The organism is Providencia sp. PROV201 (assembly GCF_028479545.1).
In the GTDB taxonomy this organism is placed as follows: domain Bacteria; phylum Pseudomonadota; class Gammaproteobacteria; order Enterobacterales; family Enterobacteriaceae; genus Providencia; species Providencia huaxiensis.
This window is the reverse complement of the sequence record NZ_JAMPNW010000005.1, coordinates 176290-201663: the sequence shown is the minus strand read 5'-3', so window position 1 is coordinate 201663 and position 25374 is coordinate 176290. Positions and strand designations below refer to the sequence as shown.

Here is a 25374-nt window from a genome sequence, read left to right as displayed (position 1 = left end):
GTAATCATTGGAACTAATACTCCCAGAAATTGGCTTTCTCTGCCTAACATTGGCACTTTGTATTGCCTGTTTTCAAGCATCATGTGGAGTTATTGGTTTTTTACGCCATATTCCGAGGCAAATGCCTCGGAATGTCCTTTGGACCTACTTACAATTTCTTTTCTTACTCGTTGCTTATTTTTGTTTAACCATCAGTTTTATTCAAAGTGACTTTTCTGTCGTATATGTGGCGCAGCATAGTCACAGGTTAACGCCACTATATATTAAAATTGCGGCAGTATGGGGAGGCCATGAAGGGTCAATATTTCTTTGGTTGCTGTTTATTTCAGCTTGGAGTTGTCTATTTGCTTGGCGTTATCGTCGGCAAACTCACCCTGTATTTCCCCTCACATTAACCCTACTTGCCATTATTAGTGCAGCATTATTACTGTTTATCGTCTTTTATTCCGACCCTTTTGTACGCATTTTCCCACCCGCTATAGAAGGACGAGATCTCAACCCAATGCTGCAACATTGGGGGCTAATATTGCACCCTCCGCTACTTTATTTAGGCTATAGCGGGTTAATGGTCGTGACCGCCTTGGCACTTGCATCCACGCTGTGCGGGCAATTTAACCAAACTATTTCAGGACTTTGTTGGCGCTTTGTCGTTCCTAGTTGGTGCATACTCACTTTGGGTATCACTTTAGGGTCATGGTGGGCATACAGCGAACTTGGTTGGGGAGGATGGTGGTTTTGGGACCCCGTTGAAAATGCGTCGCTGTTGCCATGGTTAAGTGCAACCGCGTTACTCCACAGCCTCAGCGTTACATACAAAACAGGTCATTATCGCCATTGGTCAATACTACTGGCGATCCTCACGTTTATTTTATCTCTATTGGGCACGTTGATTGTCCGTTCAGGTATTTTAATGTCTGTCCATGCGTTCGCTTTGGATAACGTTAGGGCTGTTCCCCTCTTTTTATTGTTCAGTTTTCTGAGTTTCGGTGCTTTATGTATATATGGCTGGAAAGCTAAAAATATTGATGATTCACCAACCAACATTAATCGCCGTCAGCTTTACTTATTACTCACGTTAATCCTATTTTCAACTGTATTATTTATTGTCCTGACGGGCACACTTTACCCGATGATTTACACATTATTTGGTTGGGGAAAAATATCGGTTGGGGCACCTTATTTTAATCAAACATTATTACCATTTGGTATTTTGATGCTAATTATAATGGCGGTCAGTGCCATTTACCCGCAGAACAAAACTCGCATTAAACCCCGATGGCGTATTCTTTTAATCATACTTCCCAGTATGTTATTAAGCTTCTTTCTTTGGCCTAAAGGGCTTATTATCGCCCTTTCTTGCGGCTTTTTATTTGCAATTTTGCTTATCTTTTGGCTACGTCCTATACATGCTATTCGACAACAATTCCCATCCCTTATTGCTCATACAGGAGTTGTGATTTTTGCAGCTGGCATTGCCTTGTCAGTTGGTAGCCACCACGAAACCAGTGTTAGTCTTTCTATTGGACAATCTATTTCTCTCGCAGGTTATCAATTTCAATTCAACGAGCTGCAGCTTGGTGCTAAATCTAACTACACAACCGAAAAAGCCATCATACAAATTAGCAAAGCGGATCAACCGTTACACCAGTTAATCACTGAGCGCCGGTTTTATACCGCTCGTCAGCAATTAATGATTGAACCCGGTATATATTGGGGGTGGCTACGTAATTGGTATGCGGTATTAGGTGAGAAAACGGGAACAAATAGTTATGCAATACGTCTTTACGTCCAAGATGGCATTCAATGGATTTGGAGCGGTGCATTTGTGATGTGTTTTGGCCTATTAATAAGCTGGATAAAAAGGAGGATAAGAAATGCTTAAAGCTCTATTCGCACTTTTTTTCCTATTTTGCTCTTTTATATCCAATGCTCAAATTGTTGATGTGTGGCAATTTAATTCCATTGAAGAACAAGAATATTCTTTGCAGATAGCCTCACAATTACGTTGCCCTCAGTGCCAAAACCAAAACTTACTCGAATCTAATGCCCCGACAGCTGTCAGTATGCGTCATCAAGTCTTCAAAATGGTCGCTGAAGGGAAAGATAAAGCACAAATTATGCACTATATGACCGAGCGATATGGTGATTTTGTACTGTATAATCCACCGCTGACTTTTGGAACTGCCCTACTTTGGGTTTTACCTGGAATTGCTTTAGTTGGAATTTTTTATTTAACGTTCAAATTCAACCGGTCACATAAACAACGGATCATAGAGAACAACTTTAGCCATCGACAGATATCCGAACAGTTATTGTCCTCAGATACAACAACACCATCAGCTGTCCGGCTACAGCATGTTAATAAAGTACTTACCATATTAATTGTGTCGGTCGTTGTTGGTTACTTTTTCTCACCTCGATTTGAATTAGCCTATCAGGAATACCAACGTATTTCCGATCCCTTGCTATCATTCACACCATTACAGCAAGAACAAAATGATTTATTACGTTTGCAAAATGATATTCGCCAATCACCTAAAAACAGTGAGCTTTGGGCTACACTAGGTGAATATTATCTCTATCAAAATAGTTATGATAATGCACTGATTGCTTATCAGAGAGCTCTAAAATATGGAGGGGAAAATGCTCAAATATATTCCGCTATTGCAACCGTACTATATTATCAAGCAGGCCAACACCTAACAGATGATGTTAGAGTTGTAATCAATAAAGCATTAGAGATTGATAATCAAGAAGTTACTGCTTTGATGCTAGTCGCTTCAGATGCCTTTATGAATGCAAATTATGAGCAAGCAATTGATATTTGGCAAAAGTTATTAGATAGTAATAGTTCCCGTATTAATCGCTCTCAGCTCATTGAAGCTATTCATATGGCAAAAATAATGAAGAATAAAAAAGGCTAATCTTATTTTTATTATTAACTTTGTTACTTTAGGGATTAATACATAATAAATTATCACAATAGTGATTAAATATCCCTTAATGAAATGTCTATTTATTTAAATGTGTAATTTTTCGTTTCTTATTGATTACCATTGTTTCCCTTCTATATTACTTCAAATAATCTTATGTTAGATTGGCTCCAGTTAATTACCCCAAATGTAATTCAAGTATATCCACCTAAGTGAAATTAACAATCAAATTTAGCTTAAGTGCGGAATATTTCATTTCCTTTATATATTTTGGCATTCTTTGGGGATATCAAAAATAATTACATAAGAAATAAACACTATGAAAAATAAAATATTTTCATTTTTAGTCGTCGGCTTAATTGCGGGCGCTTCCTTTATAGGAGGCGTTGTAAGTAACTATACACCTGATTTAGATATCGTAGAAAAATCTCAAAAAGCAGTTGAGGATTTTTTAGCATTCCCCAAAACAGCTGAATATAAAAATGTTAAATATCATGAGATAAGAGAAACCTTAGATCATGGTATGCTAGGCTATGTATGTGGTGAGGTACTTATTTTCACTAGCCAAAACTCATATTCATTTCAGCGCTTTGTGGTCAAAACCTACCTTCATAATGATGGGCGTAATGTTGTTTCTATTCCATTAATAGATAGAGATGATAAAGAGTTTCCTGATAATGATTTTAATGTTATTTGGAATAAGTATTGTAATAATTAAAGAGATATAAAGCCCAGTTTTTTAATAAGATATTTCCGAGAGTCACTTTTAATACTTCATTAATATATTAAGAAAATTTCAATTAAGTGATTACTTATATTTAATACATAGATAGCTATAAAAAATATTTACCATATTATTTACAGATTATCTCACACCACTGTATATATTAAGATAAACTAACAAATATCTTTTGAAGAACAACAGCATGCCTGTCCTCCAGTTAACATTACTTCTTGTATTGGAGGACATTTTACTGACCCATATGAACAAAAAACACAGCAATCCCCCTTTAATGGCTTTAATAATACCCCACAGTGCTTACATTCATAAAACCATTGGCAAGCATCTGTCGGCATTTCCTCGACTTGTTTAAAATGACACTCTGGACATGTTAGTTCTGATTTCAGTTCTATATGAAATTTACTCATCGACTTTCCCATAATTTTTTATCACGCTGCTAGCTAAAAGTAGCATCTATTGAACACTAAATTCATCGAGACTTCTTTGCGCTTATACCCTATTTAGTGCTAATTCTTACTGTTTTCCTCGTCACCCCCCTGCCGTGCATCACCCATCTTTTAATAGTAATTCATTGTTGCTTGATATAAAGTCTCAGCCTTTTTTCAAAATCGTTATTTTGGAGGCGAAATGTTTATTGGTTTTGATTACGGTACATCTAACTGTGCTGTCGCGGTCATGGAAAACGGGGTACCCACACTATTACCATTAGAAGGCGATAGTGTTTATATCCCATCAACCTTATGCGCACCAACAAGAGAATCAGTCTCTGAGCATTTATTTCGCCATTGCAAAATATCCCCTTCAAATGAAATCGGGCAGCAAATTTTAAAAAGATCTATCGCGTTTAACCGTGATGAAGGGATCGATTTAATGCCTGAAGACATCGTATTTGGACAAGCCGCTTTAGATTTATATTTAAGCGACCCTAGAGATGTTTATTATGTAAAATCTCCGAAATCATTTTTGGGGGCGTCTGGCTTACATGATACCCAAATTAGTTTTTTTGAAGACCTTGTCTGCGCTATGATGAAAAATATAAAAGACACTGCAGAACAAAAGTTACAACAGATTATTGATGATACTGTCATTGGCCGGCCTATTAACTTTCATGGCCGTGGGGGAGAACTCTCGAACCAACAAGCTGAATCAATACTCTATCGTGCCGCAAAGCGCGCAGGGTTTAATCATATTGCTTTTCAATTTGAACCTGTTGCTGCGGGGCTTGAATATGAATCAACATTGAATAAAGACCAGATTATCCTAGTCGTTGATATTGGTGGAGGAACAACAGATTGTTCATTAATCCAAATGGGGCCAACTTATCGAAATGCACAGGACAGAACACAATCCTTACTTGCTCATAGTGGGCAACGAGTGGGCGGAAACGACCTTGATATTTACCTTGCATTGAAACAATTGATGCCGCTATTTGGGATGGAGAGCCAATCTTTATCAGGTATTAAAATGCCATTTCTACAATTTTGGAACCCTATTGCCATTAATAATGTTGAAGCACAAAAAGAATTTTACTCACGACAAAATTTAACTGCGTTAACACGACTAAAACAAGATGCAAAAGAGCCTCAAAAAATAGCTCGATTGTTAGAAGTCTATAATGAAACACTAGGTTATAGCTTAGTACGTAAAGCTGAAGAGGCTAAAATTGCATTATCAGATACGCCTAGTTATTTAGCTCAAATTAAATTAGCTTCTGAAAAACTAGAGGTGGATATTCCACATGAATACATGGTGGAATCAATTGAATCACCGAAAAGTAAAATGATTGAGTTAGTTAAAGAAGCTGTCAAGCAAGGAGGAGTCAAGCCAGATGCCATTTACATTACAGGCGGGAGTGCTCGCTCACCAGTATTACACCAGGCTATTAGCCAAGAATTACCTAATATTCCGATAGTACGTGGGGACGACTTTGGTTCCGTTACCGCAGGATTAACACGCTGGGCTGAAACGTGTTTTAAATAAACAACAGAAACACTAATAGCGCAGAATAAATAAGATTCATATTTAGACTGCGCTATTGGTACAAATCTTATTTCTTAACTTTATGAACAATATCAAAGTACTTATCTTTATTATCTTGCTCTGGATAAATACGATATGTGTATTCTTCTGGGGTTACTGTGACATTTTCGACAACACGAGTAAATAAGACTTTACCATCGCCATCTTTTGCTGTTAATGAGCGGCTTTTGCCATTTTCATCAAATGACCAGTCACCTTTCATTTTAGGCTTTCCATCAAACGTGGTCATATTAAATGTACCATCTGGATAATACTCCGCTAAACCAAAAAAGTTAGCTACTTGTTTATCATCCGCATTAACTTCTTTTTTATCTTGATCTAAAGCTTCTGTCGTTGTCCAAACTTTGCCTACCATAATTTCTTCGTAAGCATTTAATTTATGTTCCGCACTCTGCGATTGGCTTGCTGCTGGAGTTGTCGCTGCCTGAACAGCAAATGACATAGTAGATACAACAGCAAAAAGTGTAGGTACTAATAATTTTTTCATTTTTATCCTCTAATAAATTAACTCAAACAACAATTTGATTAAGTTCAGATTAGCGATATAAAACCAATTTTTAAAATTATATTACGTTTATTTACAAGATAACATCTTATTACATTTAATATATATTGTTTTACAATATAAAATATATCGAAAATTAACAACTTTTAGCATTAACAATCTTAATCTTGGCTATTAAGCAACTTATTGACCAACCAATAACCGGCTTTTCCCGGTGGATTATTCTTAGACCAAACTAAATCCACATCAATTTTTCGAGGCCATAAATCATAATTAATACTCACCAAACGATTATGGCCAAATTGCTTAACTAACCATGTCGGTAATATAGCCCACCCAGCACCTTGTTCTGCCATTTCTAATAATAGTAAATAATTAGGTGCAAACCAGTTCTTTTCACTATTAATAATCATTTGGCTACTACTGCTTAGCCGTAGTTGGCGTGTCATTGTTAAATGCTGATAAGTTATTTTTTTCTCTTTAGCTAATGGATGGCTATTTAATACATACAAACCTAGTTCACCTTGAATAGGTAAACGAGAAAAGGAAATATCCGCAGGATATTCTGTTCGGGATTCCATCATTCCAACATGAGCTTGCTGGTTTTGGATCATTTCGATAACGTCATTATTTTCTGCAATTAAAAATTCGAATTCAAGATGTGGAAATTGCCTATCTAATGTCGTTAAAATATGCTCAGCATGTGGAGGTTGATAAATATCTGAAAAAGCACAACTTAGTCTAGGTTCAATATCTGGCAGTAATTCAACTCGTAGCGCTTGAAGACGCTCGTCTGCCGATAAAATATCCTCAACTAAACTCAAAACTTTTCTACCCGCAAAAGTTAATGTTGATTCACGCCCCTGCCTATTAAACAGCACAAACCCTAAATCATCTTCAAAACCACTGATCGTTGAGCTGACGGTTGATTGGCTTTTATTCAATTTACGTGCTGCAGCAGAAAATGATTTTAAGGATGCTGCCTCCACAAAGGTACGCAACGTTTCTATAGAATAATTCATAAGGTATCGCTTTTTTCGATGGCTGCCATTTTGTATATATATAAAAAATAGCAAATAATTGCACCCGATTTTTACCCAAAAAATAATTTTCTATATCTTTGAGGTAGTTATGAGCAAGCATACAAAAACATTAACTGAACGAATTTTTCATGCAGTTTCATTTGAAGTCATTGCTATCGCAATAACTGCACCGGTCAGTGCGTGGCTTTTAGGACGCTCAATTTTCCAAATGGGAACAGTGGCGATTGTCTTATCAACACTAGCAATGCTATTAAACGTAGTTTATAACATGATCTTTGACCGTTATTGGCCTTTGTCTAAGGGGCCTCGCCCAGCCAAAGTGCGCGTTTTTCACGCCATTGGTTTTGAATTAAGCTTTGTTATCATGGGTGTACCCATGTTGGCGTTTTTACTCAAAATGTCATTCTTAGATGCATTCTTACTTGAAATCGGCTTTTTTGCCTTTTTCTTATTTTATACCTATGCATTTAACCTCGGATATGACAACTTACGTGACCGTTGGTTTGCGAATAAAGAGAACACAATACACGTATCAGAAACAGTGGTTAAACGCTCTTAATTTAAAATATTAATTAAATATTCTAACGCCGTGTAGCTTATTATCTACACGGCGTTATTTGTATTTCAAGACACCGATAAAGACGCCAAAATAATTCTCTTTTCTTTTGTGAATGTAAAATGATGAATGCGTTTTATGCACTCATCATTTGCATAGATATCAATTTTATCATTGAACACGATCACCTATATTTACGGCATCGCAATGATTATTTCTACGATAACTTTATAAAAATACAGCTTAGATAGTTTATCTATTCAATAACATACCTAAGATAGAGTGTGAAAATGGGCGTTAAAAATGCTTTGCCTTCATTTTTGAGAACTTATTTATATAAAGTTATCCATTATTTTGTCCAAAATATAGGCAATGTTATTTAAAGGTATTCCGATGAACAAATTATTTATTTCCTCTGCATTTTTATTGGTATTTAGTCTAAGTGCTCAAGCAGACGTAACTGCCCATAAAAATGCCATTATTTCTCTCAATTTTATTGAAAATAATACCGCTTATGCAAACCAAGCGGCTATTGCTAACCATGCAAAAGCCGCTAATTTATCTCCTAATGGTATTCAAGGTGTTACGAAATCTTTTGCACAAATGAATTTGCATGAAAAAGCAGTTACTGCATTAAGTTTCAATGAAAATAGTATGTCCGCAGCAAATCAAGCAGCGATTAATTCACATATAAAAGCGGGTAATTTATCAACAAATAAAATTAATGGTATCAGTAAAAGCTTTTTAGCGATGGATGACCATGAAAAAGCCGCTGTCGCCTTGAGTTTTACCGAAAACAACCAATCCCCTTCAATCAAATACTCAGTACAACAACACTTAAGTAGGAGCCAGACAAAGTCGTAAAAAAGAGAATAGTATTTAGCTGATTTATCACATAGTTAGCCTCATTAAGGCTTGGTTACTCACCAAGCCTTTTTATTTGAAATAATATTCCTTAAAAATCAAAGGATTAATATGTAATGAAATACGCCCATCAAAGTTGATAATAACTATCATTTGCAATTGATAATTATTAACATATAATTCGAGTCATTATTTTATCTTATGAGTTACAGTTCAAACATAACTACTTAATACCTGTATGGTTTGCCCTCTTTAGGTTCAGTGAGAAAAAATATTGAGGTTTTATGATGAGTCGAAAATTAGTGACTTTTATTCTATCAATAACATTACATGTTCTTGTTATTGGGTATTTAACCTATGTTACGGCTCAATCATTATCCTTAAAAAACCAAGCACAACAGGATGCGCCTATTATCTCGATCGCATTAACTCAAGCTGTCAACGTTGCAGAACCTGAAGAGATCCCCCAACCTACAGACCCCCTTCGTGAGGTAAAAATAGATCCCAGCCCAATAGCGGAACACGCTGCTATTGTTGTACCTAAAAAACCAAAAAAGGTGATAAAAACACAGAAAGAGCCTATAAAACCTAGAGAACTGACTAAAAGAAATGAAAATACTCATAAACAAGCTGATTCAGAGGTTAAAAATGATTTACCGATCGCACAACAACAAAAAGCAGGTGACCTTGTTTCGTCTCAATCAGCAGGAATAAAAGGCCCCAAAAACCAATATGCAACGAGTGATACTAATAGCCAATTAATTAATGCTTACCGTGAAAAACTACGCCAAGAAGTTGAGAGAAATAAACAATACCCTCGCCGCGCAAAAAAAATGAAAAACCGTGGTATCGCAACAATTCAATTTCAATTAAGCCAAACCGGAGAAATTAGCTTAATTCGCTTAGCAAGTAGTTCAGGAAGTGATTTATTGGACCAGGCTGCTTTACTTGCAGTACAAAAAAGTCGTTCTGTCGGTAAACCACCAGCAGGTTTTGCTCAATCGATAACACTCAATATTGAATTTAATTAACCACTTTTGAAAATAAAAACTATTCTCACTAAAAAGTTACACCTTAATAGGATATTAGATGAGCAATTTATAGATAATTATTCTGCATTTACTTTTCAATCCTTTTAATAATATTAAAGTTCATTATTTTTTCAGAATAACAAATGATCCGAGAGAAATTTATTATTATTTTCTGACAATACTGCCAAAGATATTTCCCCCATTTCCCGAAAACGCCTTACCAAGAGAAATATTTTCTATATTAAACCCAATATTAACATTTCCAAATTTTTAACCTCTAATAAGAAAATAGAGAAAACCTTTTTATTCATGATGTTAGAGTGATATCAATTATCATTAATATTTATTTATTATGAAATAGTTACCAGTTTTACAAATATAACTTCGTTGATATGGCGCAAAAAAAACTAAATATGTCAGAGTAACATAGCCCTTGAATAACACTATATTTAATATGGTCATAAAGGCTAATATCAATGAATACAAAAAATAAATTATTAAATAGCCCTATCACAAGGCGCAATGTCGTGAAATCTGGCACTGCCAGCGGTTTATTTGCTGCAGTCGGTGGTTTATCACTTCCTTTTAATGCAAAAGCAATCGATAACACTCAAAACTCAACATCCCCTGAAGAAAAAGCCGTTTGGAGTTCATGTACCGTCAACTGTGGTAGCCGTTGCCTATTACGCCTTCATGTTCGTGACGATGAGGTATATTGGGTTGAGTCTGATACCACTGGGAAAGATGAGTATGGTAATCATCAAGTAAGAGCTTGCCTACGTGGCCGTTCAATCCGCAGGAGAATGAACCACCCGGATAGATTGAAATACCCAATGAAACGCGTAGGAAAACGTGGAGAAGGCAAATTTGTCCGAATTTCATGGGAAGAAGCCCTAGATACTGTCGGCAATAGCTTACGCAATACAATAAAAAATTATGGTAATGAAGCCGTTCATGTTTTGTATGGAACGGGTGTTGACGGCGGTAATATCACCAACTCAAATGTTCCCTACCGCTTAATGAATTCATGTGGTGGTTTCCTGAGCCGCTATGGCAGTTATAGTACCGCGCAAATTCGTGCGGGTATGAATTATCTGTATGGTTCTCAAGAAGCCAATAGCCCTGATGATATCGCAAATACAAAATTAGTTGTGATGTTTGGAAATAACCCCGCGGAAACTCGTATGAGTGGTGGAGGTGTGACTTATTATGTCGAACAAGCACGTGAACGTTCCAATGCGCGCATGATAGTTATTGACCCTCGTTATAATGACACTGCTTCTGGTAGAGAAGATGAATGGTTACCTATTCGCCCTGGTACTGATGGTGCACTCGCTGCTGCATTAGCTTACGTGATTATTACTGAGGATATGGTCGACCAAGAGTTTGTTGATAAATACTGTATCGGCTATGACGAAAAAACCTTACCGGCTTCTGCTCCTCAAAATGGTCACTATAAAGCCTATATTTTAGGCCAAGGTACTGATGGTGTGGCTAAAACACCACAGTGGGCCGCTAAAATTACAGGTATTCCAGCAGATAAAATCATAAAGTTAGCCCGTGAAATAGGCCAAGCAAAACCCGCTTATATTGTTCAAGGCTGGGGTCCTCAACGTCATTCAAATGGTGAGCAAACCGTTCGAGCAATTGCCATGTTAGCCATTATTACGGGGAATGTTGGCATCAGTGGTGGAAATTCAGGCTGTCGTGAAGACACTTATGATTCCGGTGTTGAATGGTTTCCAATGCTCGATAACCCAGTCAAAACTCAAATTTCTGTTTTCACATGGACAGATGCTATCGAACGCGGTACAGAAATGACTGCTATTCATGATGGTATAAAAGGGAAAGATAAATTAGATGTTCCCATTAAATTTTTATGGTGCTATGCCAGTAACACATTGATAAATCAACACAGTGATATCGCTCGCACTCATGAAATTTTACAAGATGACAGCAAATGTGAAATGATTGTTGGTATCGACCACTTCATGACAGCATCTGCAAAATATTGCGATATTTTACTACCTGATTTAATGCCTACCGAACAAGAAGATCTCATTCCTAGTGAGTCCGCAGGAAACATGTCATACATGATCTTAGGCCAACCAGCCACTAGCGCTAAATTTGAGCGTAAGCCCATCTATGAAATTTTGTCTGAAATTGCTAAACGCTTAGGCCCTGATGTCGAACAAAAATTCACTGAAGGCCGCACCCAACACGAATGGGTTAAATATTTATGTGAAAAAAGCCGTGAACGCTTCCCTGACATGCCAACTTATGAAGAAATGAAAACCGTGGGTATTTTCAAACACAAATGCCCAGATGAGCATGTCATTGGATTTAAAGCCTTTCGAGAGGATCCTCAAGCCAATCCATTGAAGACACCTTCCGGGAAAATAGAAGTTTACTCTGAAAGCCTAGCTGAAATAGCGAAAACATGGCAATTAGCACCTGATGATGTGATTGACCCGTTACCAATTTACACCGAAGGCTTTGAAAGCCATATCGATAATCTTAATAAAAAATACCCATTACAAATGACAGGTTTTCATTATAAAGCCAGAACGCACTCCAGTTATGGCAACATTGATATCTTAAAACAAGCTTGTCGCCAAGAAATATGGATTAACCCAATAGATGCTAAAGCACGTGGTATTAAACAGGGTGATATGGTCAAAGTTTTCAATGACCGAGGTGAAGTTCATATTCCAGCAAAAGTGACACCAAGGATCATGCCAGGCGTGACTGCTATGGGCCAAGGGGCTTGGTTAGATGCCGATATGTTTGGCAAAAAAGTAGACCAAGGCGGGTGTATTAATGTCCTCACGACTCAACGCCCTTCACCGCTTGCTAAGGGGAACCCTCAGCATACTAACTTAGTTGAAATTGCTAAATTATAAGGAGCCCGGTATGTCACAACAATATGGTTTTTATATTGATACACAACGTTGCACGGGCTGCAAAACGTGCGAACTCGCCTGTAAAGATTTTAAAAACTTATCCTCTGATGTTCATTTTCGTCGTATTTATGAATATGCAGGCGGTGACTGGACTGAGCAAGATGGTGCATGGCATCAAAATGTATTTTCTTATTATGTTTCCATTTCATGCAACCATTGTGAAGACCCTGCTTGCGTTAAAGTTTGCCCAAGTGGCGCGATGCATAAACGTGAAGATGGCTTTGTCGTTGTCGATGAAAGTGTTTGTATTGGTTGTCGTTATTGCCATATGGCATGCCCTTATAGTGCACCTCAGTTTGATGCCGTTAAAGGGCATATGACGAAGTGTGATGGCTGCTATGAACGTGTAGCTGAAGGTAAAAAACCCATTTGTGTTGAGTCTTGTCCACTACGTGCATTAGATTTCGGGCCTATTGAAGAATTACGTACAAAATACGGTACTATCAATGAGATAGCTCCTCTACCAGCAGCACACTATACCAAACCCAATATTGTGTTAAATCTCAATGCAAATTGCCGTCCTGTTGGCGACACCACAGGTTATTTAGCAAATCCGGAGGAAGTTTAAAATGGGCGCAGGTTTACATGAATATCCGTTAATCTTCTTCACCGTTATAGGTCAAAGTGTTGCTGGCGCATTTATACTTATGGCTCTGGTATTATTAATGAAACCCATAAAAGAACAGCATCATAGAATTGTCATGAGCATGTTCGGTTTATGGGCATTAATGGGAATTGGCTTTTTACTGTCCATGTTGCATATGGGATCACCGATGCGCGCCTTCAATTCAATGATACGTGTTGGTCATTCAGCGCTCAGTAACGAAATAGTCAGTGGCTCAATATTCTTTGTCTTAGGTGGGCTGTATTGGTTACTGTCATTACTGAAGAAGATGCCCAAGTCTATTGGTACTATTTGGTTAATTGTCACAATTATTTGTGCGGCAATATTTATTTATGCCATATCTCGCGTATACCAAATTGATACCGTCCCAACTTGGTTTAATCATTATGGTAGTTTGCAGTTTATCTTAACCAGTTTTATTGCGGGGCCTGTACTTGCTGCATTTTTATTGCGCATAGCAAGCTATGATATCAATAACGTCCGCTTTTTTACATTAATCAGTATTGTTGCGGTGATTGCGAGTAGTATTTTGGTAACGGCACAAGGGTTTGAATTAGGCTCTATCCAAAGTTCAGTACAAAAAGCCTCAGAGCTTGTTCCTGATTATGCCTCGCTAATGGGATGGCGTACTGTTTGCTTAACATTGGGGCTAGCTTTCTGGATTTACCCGCATGTTAAAATGAAGAACCCTTCAATTATTGGGCTATTAGTCGCCGTCTTATTAGTAATTCTTGGTGAATTGATTGGTAGAGGCATATTCTACGGGCTGCATATGACTGTGGGTATGGCGGTTGTAGGCTAATTACTAATCCCTTGTTTTTGCGATGATAAGAAGGACAATTACCTTCTTATCATCGACAACAATCTCATGTTTCGCTACGATCACACCAACGCATCATCATCAACATAGCAAGTGGACAAATATGGAACAAAAATTATTGGCAGATTTTTCGCTTTGCGCGCAAACTTTGGGAGCATTATTTTATTATGATCCTTCTGATGCACGCGTAAATACGTTAATTGATTTATTTACAACGAGCGAATGGTTAGCTGAGTGGCCATTTACTCAGGATTATGATTGCCAATCTATTGATAAACTCTTTCAAGATAGTCTTTCTGAAACAGAAACATTACAAGAAGCCTACCAGCGCTTATTTATTGGCCCTTATGCATTACCTGCACCACCTTGGGGTTCCGTTTATCTTGATAAAGAAAATGTTATTTTTGGTATTTCGACACTTGAATTAAGAGCATGGCTTCGTAATAACCAAATTAATATTGAATTAAATCAAAAAGAACCTGAAGATCATGTAGGGCTATTATTTCTTCTCACCGCTTGGGTGATTGAAAATAAACCAGAATTATTACGTGAATTTCTAGAAATACATTTTTTACCTTGGGTATATCGCTATTTAGAAAAAATGCAATTGCAAAGTGGGAATGCATTTTATGTAGCCAGCGCGCTGCTCGCGACTGAAACTTTAAAACATATCCAACAAGCTGTTCAATTAAATCCTGTCAATAAAGAAATCTGTCTTTAATTTTACCTTACTCAAATAAGTATTTTGCGAAGTATAACGCCCTCTAAATAATCTGACTATTTAGAGGGCTTAAAATATTATGGGGGTTTTTTAGGTGTATGGCAGGTATCACTCAGAAGTAAAATGCATCACTAATGGCCTAATTACTGAATCTGCGATAAAGCAGAATCGACATCAGCGAGTAAATCATCTATATCTTCACAGCCCAATGAGAACCGTAATAACCCATCTGTTACGCCTTGCAATAATCTCTCCTCATCAGGAATACAAGCATGGGACATCATTCTGGGGTAGGAAATAATTGACTCAATTCCCCCTAAGCTGACCGCAACAAGTGGAATACGAACCGTATCTAAAAATCGTTTTACGTTTTCATAACTCCCTAAATCAAAGGAAACCACCATTCCGCCATTTTTAGACTGCTGCATATGAGTCATATGATTTGGGTGTGAAGCTAACCCCGGATAAAAAACGTGTTGTACTTTTAGGTGCTCATTCAGATATTCTGCAAGCTTTTGTGCATTTTCACTGGCTCGTTCAACTCGCATTGCCATTGATTTTAAACCACGCATCGTCAGCCAGCTGTCAAATGGTGCAGCAATACTACCAATAGCAACTGCTGACTTATGTAACCACCTAGCGTATTCAGCGTTATTCGTTGCTACCGTCCCCAAGATCACATCACTGTGGCCATTAATAAATTTAGTCGCGCTATTAATAGAAAAATCAATTCCAAGAGAGATAACATCTGATAACAATGGCGTCATAAAGGTATTATCACAGATGGTGATCATATTATGCTGTTTCGCTATCCCAATAACAGTTTTTAAGTCAGTCACTTGTAATGTTGGATTAGATGGCGTTTCAATATAAAACGCTTTGGTGTTTTCCGTTATGGCTTGCTGATAATTCATTGGATTGGTCGCATCAACAAAGGTCACTGAAATGCCATAACGAGGCAGAAACTCAGTCATTAATTGAAAAGAACCACCGTAAATATTTTTGCAGGCAACGATATGGTCGCCCTGACTAAAATTAAGCAATACGGCACTTATTGCTGCCATTCCTGAAGAAAAAACCTCAGCAAATTTTGCATTTTCAATTGCGCAAATAGCCTCACTTAATGCATCTCTCGTTGGATTGGAAAAACGCGAATAAATATGGTCGTAACTTTCCTCAATATTGGCTTGTGAAAAAGTCGATGATTGATATAACGGGATAGAGGAACTTCCGGTATATTTATCCGTCATGGGGTAACCATGAATAACCTTAGTATTAATTTTCATAAATAAATCGCATTATCAAAAGTGTATTTAATCATTGCTACATTGATTTCAGAATAAGCAAAAATAGCGAGTGCACCACTCGTATAAATATCACGACCTAAGTATTCTGAAAGATTATTTAATTTTGCTAACGGTGTTAGCCCTTGAAGTAAATCTATTTTATTTATGGCGACTGATCGTTGTCTAATATTCGTTGAATTATTCACCTTATTAGTATGTAAAACCTAAATAGAGGTAAACCATCAGCGCAAATGCAGCTGTCACAGTGGCATAAGGCATTTGGGTACGAATGTGCTCAATATGGTCACAATCTGTTGCCATAGACGCCACAATTGCATCACTGGAAATGGGTGATGTCATGTCTCCGTATATTGAACCTGCAATGGCTGCACCAATCATATATTCAACAGGCATTCCAACTGAAAGCCCTAACTGCACACCGATTGGGATCATAATGGCAAATGTTCCCCACGATGTTCCCGTTGCTAATGACATCACCGCACTGATTAAAAAGATAAAACCAATTGAGAAAGCAGGCGAAATAACACCCGAGGTGACTTCTGCGATATAAGCACCGGTATTTAAATCGGAAGAAACGGTTCCCATTAAAAAAGCGAGGATCATCACTGAGCTAATTTTTACCATGCTGGCATAGCCGATATATAATTCTTTAAAGAAAGTCTCAATATTGAGTACTCGACGCGCTAAGAACCATACAAAAGAGACTAAAGTTCCAAACATGACTCCCCAATATACCGATGTTGAACCACTACCTTTACTAAAATCCCCATTACCTGTGATATAAAGTGCAACAGGTACCATTAAGACCGTTGATAAAATTGGGATAAAGAAGTTAAGAGAGGTATGACAATTAGGGTGCTCAATAATATCTTCATCATCCTGCTCAGTTTCTTCCGCGGATAACAGCGTTAAAGCCTGCTGCTCTGCACGTAAATCTGCTTTTTTCATTGGCCCCCAAGACACATTGGAGAAAATATAAAATAGCACTGAAGCGAGAGAAAACCACGCCATGATATTAAATACCATGGAGCCGGCTAAAATTTCAAAAGGTTCTCCAGTAATAAGGCCTTTAGATATTTGTACGCCAATAACGCCCATCATTGCCGCTCCCCAACCATTGATCATGGCTGATGAACACACTGATACACAGGAAGTCTGCACAATGTAGGACATTTTTTCTGGCGAAACACCGTATTTTTTCGCTAATGTTTTTGTTGATGCTCCAGCAATTAATTGGTTAATAGAGGTTTCAATAAAAATTAATGATGTAATAATCATCGCCATTAATTGAACAGCTTTTTTATTTTTAATTAACTTTGTTTTATTCGTTAATAATTTAACTAATGATCGCACACCACCAGTAACAACGACTAGCCGCATAATACCGCCAATCATGACCATAAATAGAATTGTTTTAGTATTTCCCGGGGATGCAAATGTATTGATAATACCATCGAGCGTTCCATTTATACCCAATAATATATTGTGATCATATATAACGGTAAAACCAACTAATATCCCCAGTAATAATGACAATATAACTTGTCGTGTAAAAATGGCTAAAAGTATCGTCACCATTGGCGTGACAATGGTCCAAATTCCATAATCATTCATTAGATGCTCTCTTATTATATTTTATTTTGATTTTAATAAATTAAGATAATGCGTTTTCTAAATCATTTAATAAGTCTGTGATATCTTCAATGCCTACAGATAAACGTAACGTAGTATCATAGACATGGATACTTTCTCTTTCTTCTTTTGTCATCGACCCATGTGACATGGTTGCCGAATGGTTTACCATGCTCTCAACACCACCTAGCGATTCCGCTAAAACAAAATATTTAACTTTAGATAAAAATATTTTGGTGTCTTCAATATCCCCTTTCAAATTAATCGTCACAACCGCTCCACCTGTACGCATTTGTTTTTTGCATAATTCATGTTGTGGATGTGAAGCTAACCCCGGGTAATAAACCTGCTCCACCTTCGGGTGAGTTGATAAATATTTCGCGACTTGTGCTGCATTGCTACATTGTGCCGCCATACGTAAAGCCAATGTTTTTAATCCACGTAAAGCAAGGTAGGCGTCAAAAGGAGAGGCAATTGCTCCAAGGGTCGTTTTTAGAAAATCGAGGCGGCTGGCTAAGTCTTCTCTTTGGGTGATCACCGCACCACCAATTAAATCGGAATGGCCACCAATATATTTACTTGCCGATAACATCACTAAATCGGCTCCTAATTCTAATGGTTTTTGGTTCCAAGCTGTTGCAAATGTATTATCAACACAAGTTAAAATATTATGCTCTTTGGCAAGTGAACAAATGACATTGATATCAACTAATTCTAATAATGGATTAGTTGGGCTTTCAATCCAAATTAAGCGTGTGTTATCTTTTATTTTTGTTTTAACTTCATCAAGATTATTCAAATCAACATAGTCTATTTGGTGACCGCTATTAATGGTTGAAACTCGTTCAAATAACCGAAATGTTCCACCATAAACACCTTTCATCGCAATAATATGTGAATCTTTTGGTAATAAATTTAATACTAAACTTGAAGCAGCCACACCGGAAGCCGTTGCTGTTGCATAGCTTCCACCTTCGATTTCAGCTAATAAGGTTTCATATGCATAACGCGTTGGGTTGCTGCAACGTGAATAACAATATTCGCCATGCTCGGTTAAACTTTGTTGAACAAATGTACTGGCCGTTGTAATAGCAGGAAAAATAGCATGATTAACAGTATCTTGCTGCTTCCCACCATGAATTAAAACTGTAGCAATATTCTTAGTCATAATCTAAAACCCAATATAGTAAAATAAAAACGATATCTTTATATTTGTTGCCAAAAGAAATATGCCACAGGGAAATAGAAAATTTTTTCTAAAAACTGATGCCTTTTTCCAAATTAAGAGAAAACTTTTCTATTTGGATGTTAATATTCTTTAAATTCATAACGTTAGTTAATTACCAGCAAATGAGCTAGCCGTCACAATATTATTATTTTGTTTATCCTTCACAATCAACCATATCGCAATAATCATATAACCCATTAAAATAAAACAATAAATGTTTTGTTTTGGTTAAATGTATCATCACGTAATGTAATTGATTGGTGGCAAAAACCGAGTTTATTTAACATTAATATCTGTAATTACTCTTAATTTCCATCGAGTAATACTATTAAAGAAGAATATGAGAGAAATTTATTCTCCCCCTCTCATTTCAGACATTTAACCCATATCGATGATTGTAGGGTTTAACGTTAATCTTGAATTAAAAACAGACAGAGTAAGGTAGGAATAGTATTATTAGCGCCATTATGTCTTTTATTCTATTTGAGATTGTATTGTGACTTCATTTGCTGACCTAAACGCGCTTTCTGCGGAACAACTCGCTAACTTGCAAGAGTTAGGCTACCTAAACATGACGCATATCCAAGCGGCCGCTCTTCCCCCTATCCTTGCCGGAAAAGACGTTCGAGCACAAGCCAAAACTGGCAGCGGCAAAACGGCTGCTTTTGGTCTGGGTTTATTACAACATATTGACGCTAAATTATTTAAAACTCAGTCATTAGTTTTATGTCCAACTCGCGAACTGGCAGACCAAGTCGCTAATGAATTACGTCGTTTAGCTCGCGCGATCCCTAATATCAAAATTTTAACGCTCTGTGGTGGTGTGCCATTTAGTGTACAACGCGACTCCCTTGCCCATGCTGCTCATATTATTGTTGCCACCCCGGGACGTTTACTTGATCATTTAAATCGTGAAACAGTACAACTTGATGCATTGCAAACATTAGTTTTAGACGAAGCAGACAGAATGCTCGATATGGGCTTTATGCCAGATATTGAGTCCATCATTGACTACGCACCAATTAATAGACAAACACTATTATTTTCAGCTACTTGGCCAGATGAAATTGCACGAATTAGTCAGCAAATTCAGAATGACCCTCAAACAATTGAAATCAATAGTGTTGATGAACTTCCTGCCGTTGAACAACAATTTTATGAAGTCGCTCGTCACGAAAAAATTGAATTATTACAAAAACTCTTGAGCCGTGAACAGCCAGCTTCTTGTGTCGTTTTTTGTAATACGAAGAAAGATTGCCAAGCCGTTTATGATGCCTTAACCGCAAGCAAGCAAAGTGTCTTAGTGCTTCATGGTGACATGGAACAGCGTGAACGCGACCAAACTCTTGTGCGTTTCGCTAACGGAAGTAGCCGTGTATTAGTGGCTACGGATGTTGCCTCCCGAGGGTTAGATATTAAAGCCCTCGAAATGGTGATTAACTATGAATTATCATGGGATCCTGAAGTGCATGTTCATCGCATCGGCCGAACTGCACGTGCTGGAGAAAGCGGTTTAGCGGTGAGTTTGTGTGCACCAGAAGAAGCCCAGCGAGCCAATGCTCTAGAAGAAATGTTAAATATGAAGCTTAATTGGCAAGCCGAGCCTACAGGTATACGTATCGCTCCGTTAGAAGCGACGATGATGACCTTATGCCTTGATGGTGGTAAAAAAGCCAAAATACGCCCCGGTGATATTCTCGGTGCCTTGACCGGCGAAGTTGGCCTCAATGGTGCCGATATTGGCAAGATTGTGATCCACCCTACCCATGCCTATGTCGCACTCAAACGTGAAGTTGCGGTACAAGCGTGGAAACATTTACAGCAAGGGAAAATCAAAGGGAAATCCGTTAAAGCTAGGCTACTAAAATAACCAATGTTTTCTGTGTTTCCTTCCAATATAAAAAGGAAGGAAACACATTAGTCATTCTATAATGCCACGTTGTTTTCTTGCGGTAATGCCGATTTCGGTAAACCAAATATTTTGTCGAAAGCCCAATTAAAAAAGAAAGTATAGATTGGGATAAAAATAATTAGGGCAAAATCAAGTATTAATGCTTGTAAAAGACTAATTGACAACCACCATGCAATTAAAGGAATTAAAAAAACCACCAACGTTAATTGAAATAATATGGCGTGTACAAACCGGCGCCTAAAAGTTCTAATGCGTGATTTTTGCTTTGATTCCCAATATTCAAACGCAGTATTAAAAATAAAGTTCCAGCTAACCGCAATCGTTGTTATGACTAAAGCTAATGGACCTGTTGTTTCCGCAGAATTACCAGAAAGAAAAGCTAATGCTAAAGCTGAAATTAACCAACCAATAACCTCATAAGCCGTTACAAAAACAATTTTACGTTTAATCCCCTGCATTTTTCCACCCCCAAAAATATCATTATCAATAAGGTGGTAAAATAAATATAATTCAATGATAATAAAAGTCAGCTTCTATCAGTTTTATTGAAAGGTCAACAATGCCATTTAATAGTGATAACTTAACAGTTTTTCTTACTGTATTAGATAAAGGCTCATTTTCTGCAGCGGCAAGGGCCTTAAAACGCGTACCTTCAGCGGTTAGCATGGCAGTAGCGAATCTAGAGGCTGAACTTGGATTTGAATTATTTGATAGACATACGCGGGAACCTAAACCCACAGAAAAAGCGCTTTCATTAGCGCCCTACGCACGACATATTATTGCCAATTTATCTCAACTCAATACTTTTTCTCTGGAATTATCTCAAGGTGTTGAAAGCACACTGACCATTGGTATTGCGGCTGGTATTAATGCCAATTTACTCTTTGATGCTCTACATATTTTAAGCCAACGTTACCCTTTACTGCATATTGAACTGATTACCGCCCCTCAAGATGATCTTTTACCGTTATTACATGAACAACAAATTCATCTCGCAATTGTCTTTGGTGGTTTAAATGTTAATTCCCAAGAGCAGTTTCATTATATTGGCGAAGAATCAATTATTGCTACCATTTCTGCTAAACATCCCTCTCTACAAAATAAAACTTCACTTTATATCGAAGATCTTGTTGAAAGTCGGCAAATAATTATTGCGAGTCGTCAGCGTGAACTGAGTGATATCCGCATTCTAGTTTCCAGTAATTATTGGAAAGCAGACAGTTTCTCTTTGGCTCTCGGTTTAGTCGAGAATGGTATGGGATGGGGAAATTTTCCTTTATCACTGATTAAAGATAAATTAAACGATGGCTCACTAAAACCCCTTGAGTTTAAAAATACCCCAAATGGCTTTAAGTTGCCTATTCATGCAGTATGTTTGAAAGGGCATGTGCTTAAACGTGGTGCACAAGAATGCATTGAATTACTAAAAAAAGTGACGCTACCCTCAACCCATTCTTAAATCGCCGCCATACTACTGATTCGGAGATAACCGTGCTTAATCAAACTATCAAACATATCCATAATATCCGTTTACCTGAGTGTGATGGGCTGTGGCGTATTGATATCGATAATCAGAAAATCCAAGCTATTCTTCCACAAATTAAAGGCGAAGTATTGCCAGACAGCGTAGACGGTGAAGGTGGTTTAGTAACCGCTCCCTTCGTTGAGCCACATATTCACTTAGATACCACTCAAACCGCTGGGCAACCCAATTGGAACCAGTCTGGAACGCTCTTTGAAGGTATCGAACGTTGGGCTGAGCGCAAAGCGATGCTCACCCACGATGACGTTAAAAGCCGAGCGTGGCAAACCCTTAAATGGCAAATAGCCAATGGTATTCAACATGTTCGCACCCATGTGGATGTGTCAGACCCGACATTAACTGCACTGAAAGCGATGTTAGAGGTAAAACAAGAAATCGCACCTTGGGTTGATGTGCAAATTGTTGCTTTCCCTCAAGAAGGTATCCTGTCTTATCCAAATGGCGAAGCCCTGTTAGAAGAAGCATTACGCCTCGGTGCCGACGTCGTCGGTGCTATTCCACATTTTGAGTTTACCCGTGAGTATGGCGTAGAATCTCTCCATAAAACATTCGCTTTAGCGCAGAAGTATGACCGTTTGATTGATGTCCACTGTGATGAAATCGATGATGAGCAATCCCGTTTCGTTGAAACGGTCGCAGCGTTAGCGCATGCACAAGGCATGGGCTCTCGCGTCACAGCAAGCCATACCACCGCAATGCATTCATACAATGGTGCTTATACATCTCGTTTATTTCGCCTGCTAAAAATGTCTGGGATTAACTTTGTGGCTAATCCGTTAGTGAACATTCACTTACAAGGCCGTTTTGATACTTACCCTAAACGTCGAGGTATCACCCGTGTTAAAGAGATGCTAGCCGCGGAGATTAACGTCTGTTTCGGTCACGACGATGTATTTGACCCATGGTACCCACTAGGTACTGCCAACATGCTGCAAGTCTTGCATATGGGATTACATGTTTGCCAATTAATGGGTTACCAGCAAATCAATGACGGATTAAAGCTGATCAGTGAATACAGCGCACGTACGTTGAACTTGCAAGATTATGGTGTGAGTGAAGGAAAACGCGCTAGTTTATTGATTTTACCAGCAGAAAATGGCTTCGATGCCGTGCGCCGTCAAGTCCCCGTGCGTTACTCTATTCGAGATGGTCAGGTGATCGCCAATACCCAACCTGCGGTAACCCAAATTCATTTAGAACAAACGGAAACAATCCGTTATGGATATACTCCAAAAATCTAACCATTAATTTTTTATTCCAAAATGGCTCCCTATAATCATCGGTGAGCCATTTATCTTGTAGCTCATCATTAAATTTAAATATGATCAGCCCGAAAACTAATCTTAATCGGACAAAAAGCAACTAATAGCGTATTTTTCACACAAAAGTCATTCCTATATACTAGACTTAATCCAATACTTATTGCAGAGCTTAAAAAGCTTTGGAGTGCAAATAAACGTCTTATAAGAACTCCTTTTTTGGTTATAAGTGCCATTTCTACGTATTAAGTGCATTTTCTATTGAAATTCAATGTGAACGTTTTATATTTTTTAGAGAGTTATCTGAAACTGGATTTGAGCTTTATTTATAGCAACAATAACGCTAATACACTGACTGTCATGCAGTGGTGGTCAATATTCCTGTTTTGCTGTACCGCGAATACGTCACAAATAAAGTTCTCTGAATCCCACTTTGAAAAAAATTGGAGATCAGATGAGTACTGAACACATCGTTAACCAAAAAAACACTATCGACCCTTGGCAACGCATTGCTGCCGAGCTATTAAGTGAAGCTGGCATTAAAATTAATGGTTCCCGCCCTTTTGATATTCAAGTTCACAACCCCCTATTCTTTAAACGCGTGCTACAACAAGGTTCAATAGGATTAGGTGAAAGCTATATGGATGGTTGGTGGGATTGCGAGCGCTTAGATATATTTTTCCAATATGTATTACGCCATAGACTCGATAAAAAAATACCTCATAACTTCAGTGATACATTAAAAATTGCTGTTGCACGTGTTCGTAATCTACAAACCTTAAAACGCGCTCGTATTGTTGGAGAAGAACATTATGACCTCGGGAATGACTTATTTTCCTTGATGCTCGACCCTTATATGCAATATTCCTGTGGCTACTGGAAAGGCATAGAAACGGTTCCTGAAAACCTTCATCTCGCACAAGAACAAAAATTAAATTTAATTTGCGAAAAACTGCAATTAAAACCGGGGATGCGATTACTTGATATTGGCTGTGGCTGGGGGGGACTTGCCGCCTATGCGGCAAAAAACTTTGGCGTTTCTGTCACCGGTGTCACTATCTCCGCGGAGCAACAAAAATATGCTCAAGCGCGCTGTGCAGGCTTAGATGTCAATATTAAATTAGAAGATTATCGAGGTCTCAATGACCAATTTGACCGTATTGTCTCTGTCGGCATGTTTGAGCATGTCGGCCCGAAAAACTATGCGGCTTACTTTGATGTTATTCAGCGCAATTTAAAAACTCATGGCCTGTTTTTACTTCACACCATTGGCTCTAACCAAAGTAAAGTGAATGTCGACCCGTGGATCAATAAGTATATTTTTCCAAACGGCTGCCTACCTTCTGTGCAAAATATTGGTGAAACCAGTGAAGGTAAATTAGTGATGGAGGATTGGCATAATTTTGGTGCTGATTATGACCATACACTCATGGCATGGTACTCCCGTTTCCAAGCCGCTTGGCCTGAACTCGAATTTAATTATACACCTCGTTTCAAACGCATGTTTTCCTATTATCTAAATGCTTGTGCAGGTGCATTTAGAGCTAGAGACATTCAGTTATGGCAAATACTTTGGAGCCCACAAGGTGTGAATGGAGGCCTACGGGTTGCTCGCTAAGCTTCTGTCTTGAACATATACCTTCGTTAATC

At 37.9% G+C, this 25374-nt stretch carries 22 protein-coding genes; 15 read left to right on the top strand and 7 right to left on the bottom strand.

Translation table 11 applies throughout. From position 1 onward, the window contains the following. The first annotated feature begins 7 nt into the window (after positions 1–7). The 3 genes from PR809_RS06445 (at position 8) to PR809_RS06435 (ending at position 3651) form a co-directional block, all read left to right on the top strand. A complete protein-coding gene (locus PR809_RS06445) occupies positions 8–1882 on the top strand; it encodes a heme lyase CcmF/NrfE family subunit (protein WP_206277059.1) in 1875 nt (624 codons plus the stop codon). Next, the gene (nrfF, locus tag PR809_RS06440; protein WP_206277058.1) at positions 1875–2924 is read left to right on the top strand and encodes a heme lyase NrfEFG subunit NrfF; all 1050 of its coding nucleotides are present in this window, start codon (positions 1875–1877) and stop codon (positions 2922–2924) included. Before PR809_RS06445 ends, nrfF begins: the two co-directional genes overlap by 8 nt. A 328-nt stretch (positions 2925–3252) precedes the next feature. Further along, positions 3253–3651 (top strand): hypothetical protein, encoded by a 399-nt coding sequence (locus PR809_RS06435; RefSeq protein ID WP_102139985.1) that lies wholly within the window; start codon positions 3253–3255, stop codon positions 3649–3651. A 179-nt stretch (positions 3652–3830) separates the two neighbouring features. On the opposite strand, the gene PR809_RS06430 is transcribed toward PR809_RS06435, so the two are convergent. Further along, positions 3831–4082 (bottom strand): GDCCVxC domain-containing (seleno)protein, encoded by a 252-nt coding sequence (locus PR809_RS06430; RefSeq protein WP_272524492.1) that lies wholly within the window; start codon positions 4080–4082, stop codon positions 3831–3833. A gap of 220 nt (positions 4083–4302) precedes the next feature. Between PR809_RS06430 and yegD the strand changes: the two genes are divergently transcribed. Beyond that, a complete protein-coding gene (gene yegD / locus PR809_RS06425; RefSeq protein ID WP_206275929.1) occupies positions 4303–5655 on the top strand; it encodes a molecular chaperone in 1353 nt (450 codons plus the stop codon). Between the two features lie 67 nt (positions 5656–5722). On the opposite strand, the gene PR809_RS06420 is transcribed toward yegD, so the two are convergent. Both PR809_RS06420 and PR809_RS06415 read right to left on the bottom strand, forming a co-directional pair. After that, complete coding sequence (locus tag PR809_RS06420) at positions 5723–6202, bottom strand: DUF4822 domain-containing protein (protein WP_102139988.1); 480 nt, start codon at positions 6200–6202, stop codon at positions 5723–5725. Between the two features lie 179 nt (positions 6203–6381). After that, positions 6382–7242, bottom strand: a complete 861-nt coding sequence (locus tag PR809_RS06415) for a LysR family transcriptional regulator (protein ID WP_102139989.1) — start codon at positions 7240–7242, stop codon at positions 6382–6384. 109 nt (positions 7243–7351) lie between these two features. Between PR809_RS06415 and PR809_RS06410 the strand changes: the two genes are divergently transcribed. From PR809_RS06410 to dmsD, 7 genes are all read left to right on the top strand, one after another. After that, positions 7352–7822, top strand: coding sequence for a multidrug/biocide efflux PACE transporter (locus tag PR809_RS06410; protein WP_166265513.1), 471 nt, complete (start codon positions 7352–7354; stop codon positions 7820–7822). Positions 7823–8212: 390 nt separating this feature from the next. After that, on the top strand, positions 8213–8683 hold the full coding sequence (locus tag PR809_RS06405) for a hypothetical protein (RefSeq protein WP_166265516.1): 471 nt from the start codon (positions 8213–8215) through the stop codon (positions 8681–8683). A 284-nt stretch (positions 8684–8967) separates the two neighbouring features. Next, entirely contained in the window at positions 8968–9714 is a 747-nt protein-coding gene (locus PR809_RS06400) for an energy transducer TonB (protein WP_102139992.1), read from the top strand. 476 nt (positions 9715–10190) lie between these two features. Further along, a complete protein-coding gene (ynfF, locus tag PR809_RS06395; protein ID WP_206275930.1) occupies positions 10191–12617 on the top strand; it encodes a selenate/tellurate reductase subunit YnfF in 2427 nt (808 codons plus the stop codon). Positions 12618–12627: 10 nt separating this feature from the next. After that, positions 12628–13245 carry a DMSO/selenate family reductase complex B subunit gene (locus PR809_RS06390; RefSeq protein WP_102139994.1) on the top strand — a complete coding sequence of 206 codons (618 nt, stop codon included), beginning with the start codon at positions 12628–12630 and terminating at the stop codon, positions 13243–13245. A gap of 1 nt (position 13246) precedes the next feature. Continuing rightward, positions 13247–14104, top strand: a complete 858-nt coding sequence (locus PR809_RS06385; RefSeq protein WP_206275931.1) for a DmsC/YnfH family molybdoenzyme membrane anchor subunit — start codon at positions 13247–13249, stop codon at positions 14102–14104. Between the two features lie 121 nt (positions 14105–14225). Further along, positions 14226–14843 (top strand): Tat proofreading chaperone DmsD, encoded by a 618-nt coding sequence (dmsD, locus tag PR809_RS06380; RefSeq protein WP_102139996.1) that lies wholly within the window; start codon positions 14226–14228, stop codon positions 14841–14843. A gap of 143 nt (positions 14844–14986) precedes the next feature. Here dmsD and PR809_RS06375 read toward each other — a convergent pair whose 3' ends face one another. From PR809_RS06375 to PR809_RS06365, 3 genes are all read right to left on the bottom strand, one after another. Continuing rightward, the gene (locus tag PR809_RS06375; protein ID WP_206275932.1) at positions 14987–16129 is read right to left on the bottom strand and encodes a trans-sulfuration enzyme family protein; all 1143 of its coding nucleotides are present in this window, start codon (positions 16127–16129) and stop codon (positions 14987–14989) included. A gap of 210 nt (positions 16130–16339) precedes the next feature. After that, on the bottom strand, positions 16340–17764 hold the full coding sequence (locus tag PR809_RS06370; protein ID WP_206275933.1) for a Na+/H+ antiporter NhaC family protein: 1425 nt from the start codon (positions 17762–17764) through the stop codon (positions 16340–16342). A 40-nt stretch (positions 17765–17804) separates the two neighbouring features. After that, complete coding sequence (locus PR809_RS06365; RefSeq protein ID WP_102140000.1) at positions 17805–18950, bottom strand: trans-sulfuration enzyme family protein; 1146 nt, start codon at positions 18948–18950, stop codon at positions 17805–17807. 556 nt (positions 18951–19506) lie between these two features. Here PR809_RS06365 and dbpA point away from each other — a divergent pair. Then, the gene (gene dbpA, locus PR809_RS06360) at positions 19507–20880 is read left to right on the top strand and encodes an ATP-dependent RNA helicase DbpA (protein ID WP_206275934.1); all 1374 of its coding nucleotides are present in this window, start codon (positions 19507–19509) and stop codon (positions 20878–20880) included. A 56-nt stretch (positions 20881–20936) separates the two neighbouring features. On the opposite strand, the gene PR809_RS06355 is transcribed toward dbpA, so the two are convergent. Next, a complete protein-coding gene (locus PR809_RS06355; protein WP_102140002.1) occupies positions 20937–21380 on the bottom strand; it encodes a PACE efflux transporter in 444 nt (147 codons plus the stop codon). 101 nt (positions 21381–21481) lie between these two features. Between PR809_RS06355 and PR809_RS06350 the strand changes: the two genes are divergently transcribed. The 3 genes from PR809_RS06350 (at position 21482) to cfa (ending at position 25342) form a co-directional block, all read left to right on the top strand. Further along, the gene (locus PR809_RS06350) at positions 21482–22381 is read left to right on the top strand and encodes a LysR family transcriptional regulator (protein WP_102140003.1); all 900 of its coding nucleotides are present in this window, start codon (positions 21482–21484) and stop codon (positions 22379–22381) included. Positions 22382–22413: 32 nt separating this feature from the next. Continuing rightward, on the top strand, positions 22414–23706 hold the full coding sequence (locus tag PR809_RS06345) for a cytosine deaminase (RefSeq protein ID WP_206275935.1): 1293 nt from the start codon (positions 22414–22416) through the stop codon (positions 23704–23706). A gap of 472 nt (positions 23707–24178) precedes the next feature. Beyond that, positions 24179–25342, top strand: a complete 1164-nt coding sequence (gene cfa / locus PR809_RS06340) for a cyclopropane fatty acyl phospholipid synthase (RefSeq protein WP_239979069.1) — start codon at positions 24179–24181, stop codon at positions 25340–25342. Positions 25343–25374 lie beyond the last annotated feature (32 nt).

Coding starts and splice junctions, on each gene's coding strand:
- PR809_RS06415 (WP_102139989.1), bottom strand. CDS start 7,242: ATGAATTATTCTATAGAAACGTTGCGTACCTTTGTGGAGGCAGCATCC.
- PR809_RS06375 (WP_206275932.1), bottom strand. CDS start 16,129: ATGAAAATTAATACTAAGGTTATTCATGGTTACCCCATGACGGATAAA.
- ynfF (WP_206275930.1), top strand. CDS start 10,191: ATGAATACAAAAAATAAATTATTAAATAGCCCTATCACAAGGCGCAAT.
- PR809_RS06410 (WP_166265513.1), top strand. CDS start 7,352: ATGAGCAAGCATACAAAAACATTAACTGAACGAATTTTTCATGCAGTT.
- PR809_RS06385 (WP_206275931.1), top strand. CDS start 13,247: ATGGGCGCAGGTTTACATGAATATCCGTTAATCTTCTTCACCGTTATA.
- PR809_RS06420 (WP_102139988.1), bottom strand. CDS start 6,202: ATGAAAAAATTATTAGTACCTACACTTTTTGCTGTTGTATCTACTATG.
- cfa (WP_239979069.1), top strand. CDS start 24,179: ATGAGTACTGAACACATCGTTAACCAAAAAAACACTATCGACCCTTGG.
- PR809_RS06435 (WP_102139985.1), top strand. CDS start 3,253: ATGAAAAATAAAATATTTTCATTTTTAGTCGTCGGCTTAATTGCGGGC.
- nrfF (WP_206277058.1), top strand. CDS start 1,875: ATGCTTAAAGCTCTATTCGCACTTTTTTTCCTATTTTGCTCTTTTATA.
- dmsD (WP_102139996.1), top strand. CDS start 14,226: ATGGAACAAAAATTATTGGCAGATTTTTCGCTTTGCGCGCAAACTTTG.
- PR809_RS06365 (WP_102140000.1), bottom strand. CDS start 18,950: ATGACTAAGAATATTGCTACAGTTTTAATTCATGGTGGGAAGCAGCAA.
- PR809_RS06370 (WP_206275933.1), bottom strand. CDS start 17,764: ATGAATGATTATGGAATTTGGACCATTGTCACGCCAATGGTGACGATA.
- PR809_RS06350 (WP_102140003.1), top strand. CDS start 21,482: ATGCCATTTAATAGTGATAACTTAACAGTTTTTCTTACTGTATTAGAT.
- PR809_RS06400 (WP_102139992.1), top strand. CDS start 8,968: ATGATGAGTCGAAAATTAGTGACTTTTATTCTATCAATAACATTACAT.
- yegD (WP_206275929.1), top strand. CDS start 4,303: ATGTTTATTGGTTTTGATTACGGTACATCTAACTGTGCTGTCGCGGTC.
- PR809_RS06390 (WP_102139994.1), top strand. CDS start 12,628: ATGTCACAACAATATGGTTTTTATATTGATACACAACGTTGCACGGGC.
- PR809_RS06355 (WP_102140002.1), bottom strand. CDS start 21,380: ATGCAGGGGATTAAACGTAAAATTGTTTTTGTAACGGCTTATGAGGTT.
- PR809_RS06430 (WP_272524492.1), bottom strand. CDS start 4,082: ATGAGTAAATTTCATATAGAACTGAAATCAGAACTAACATGTCCAGAG.
- PR809_RS06405 (WP_166265516.1), top strand. CDS start 8,213: ATGAACAAATTATTTATTTCCTCTGCATTTTTATTGGTATTTAGTCTA.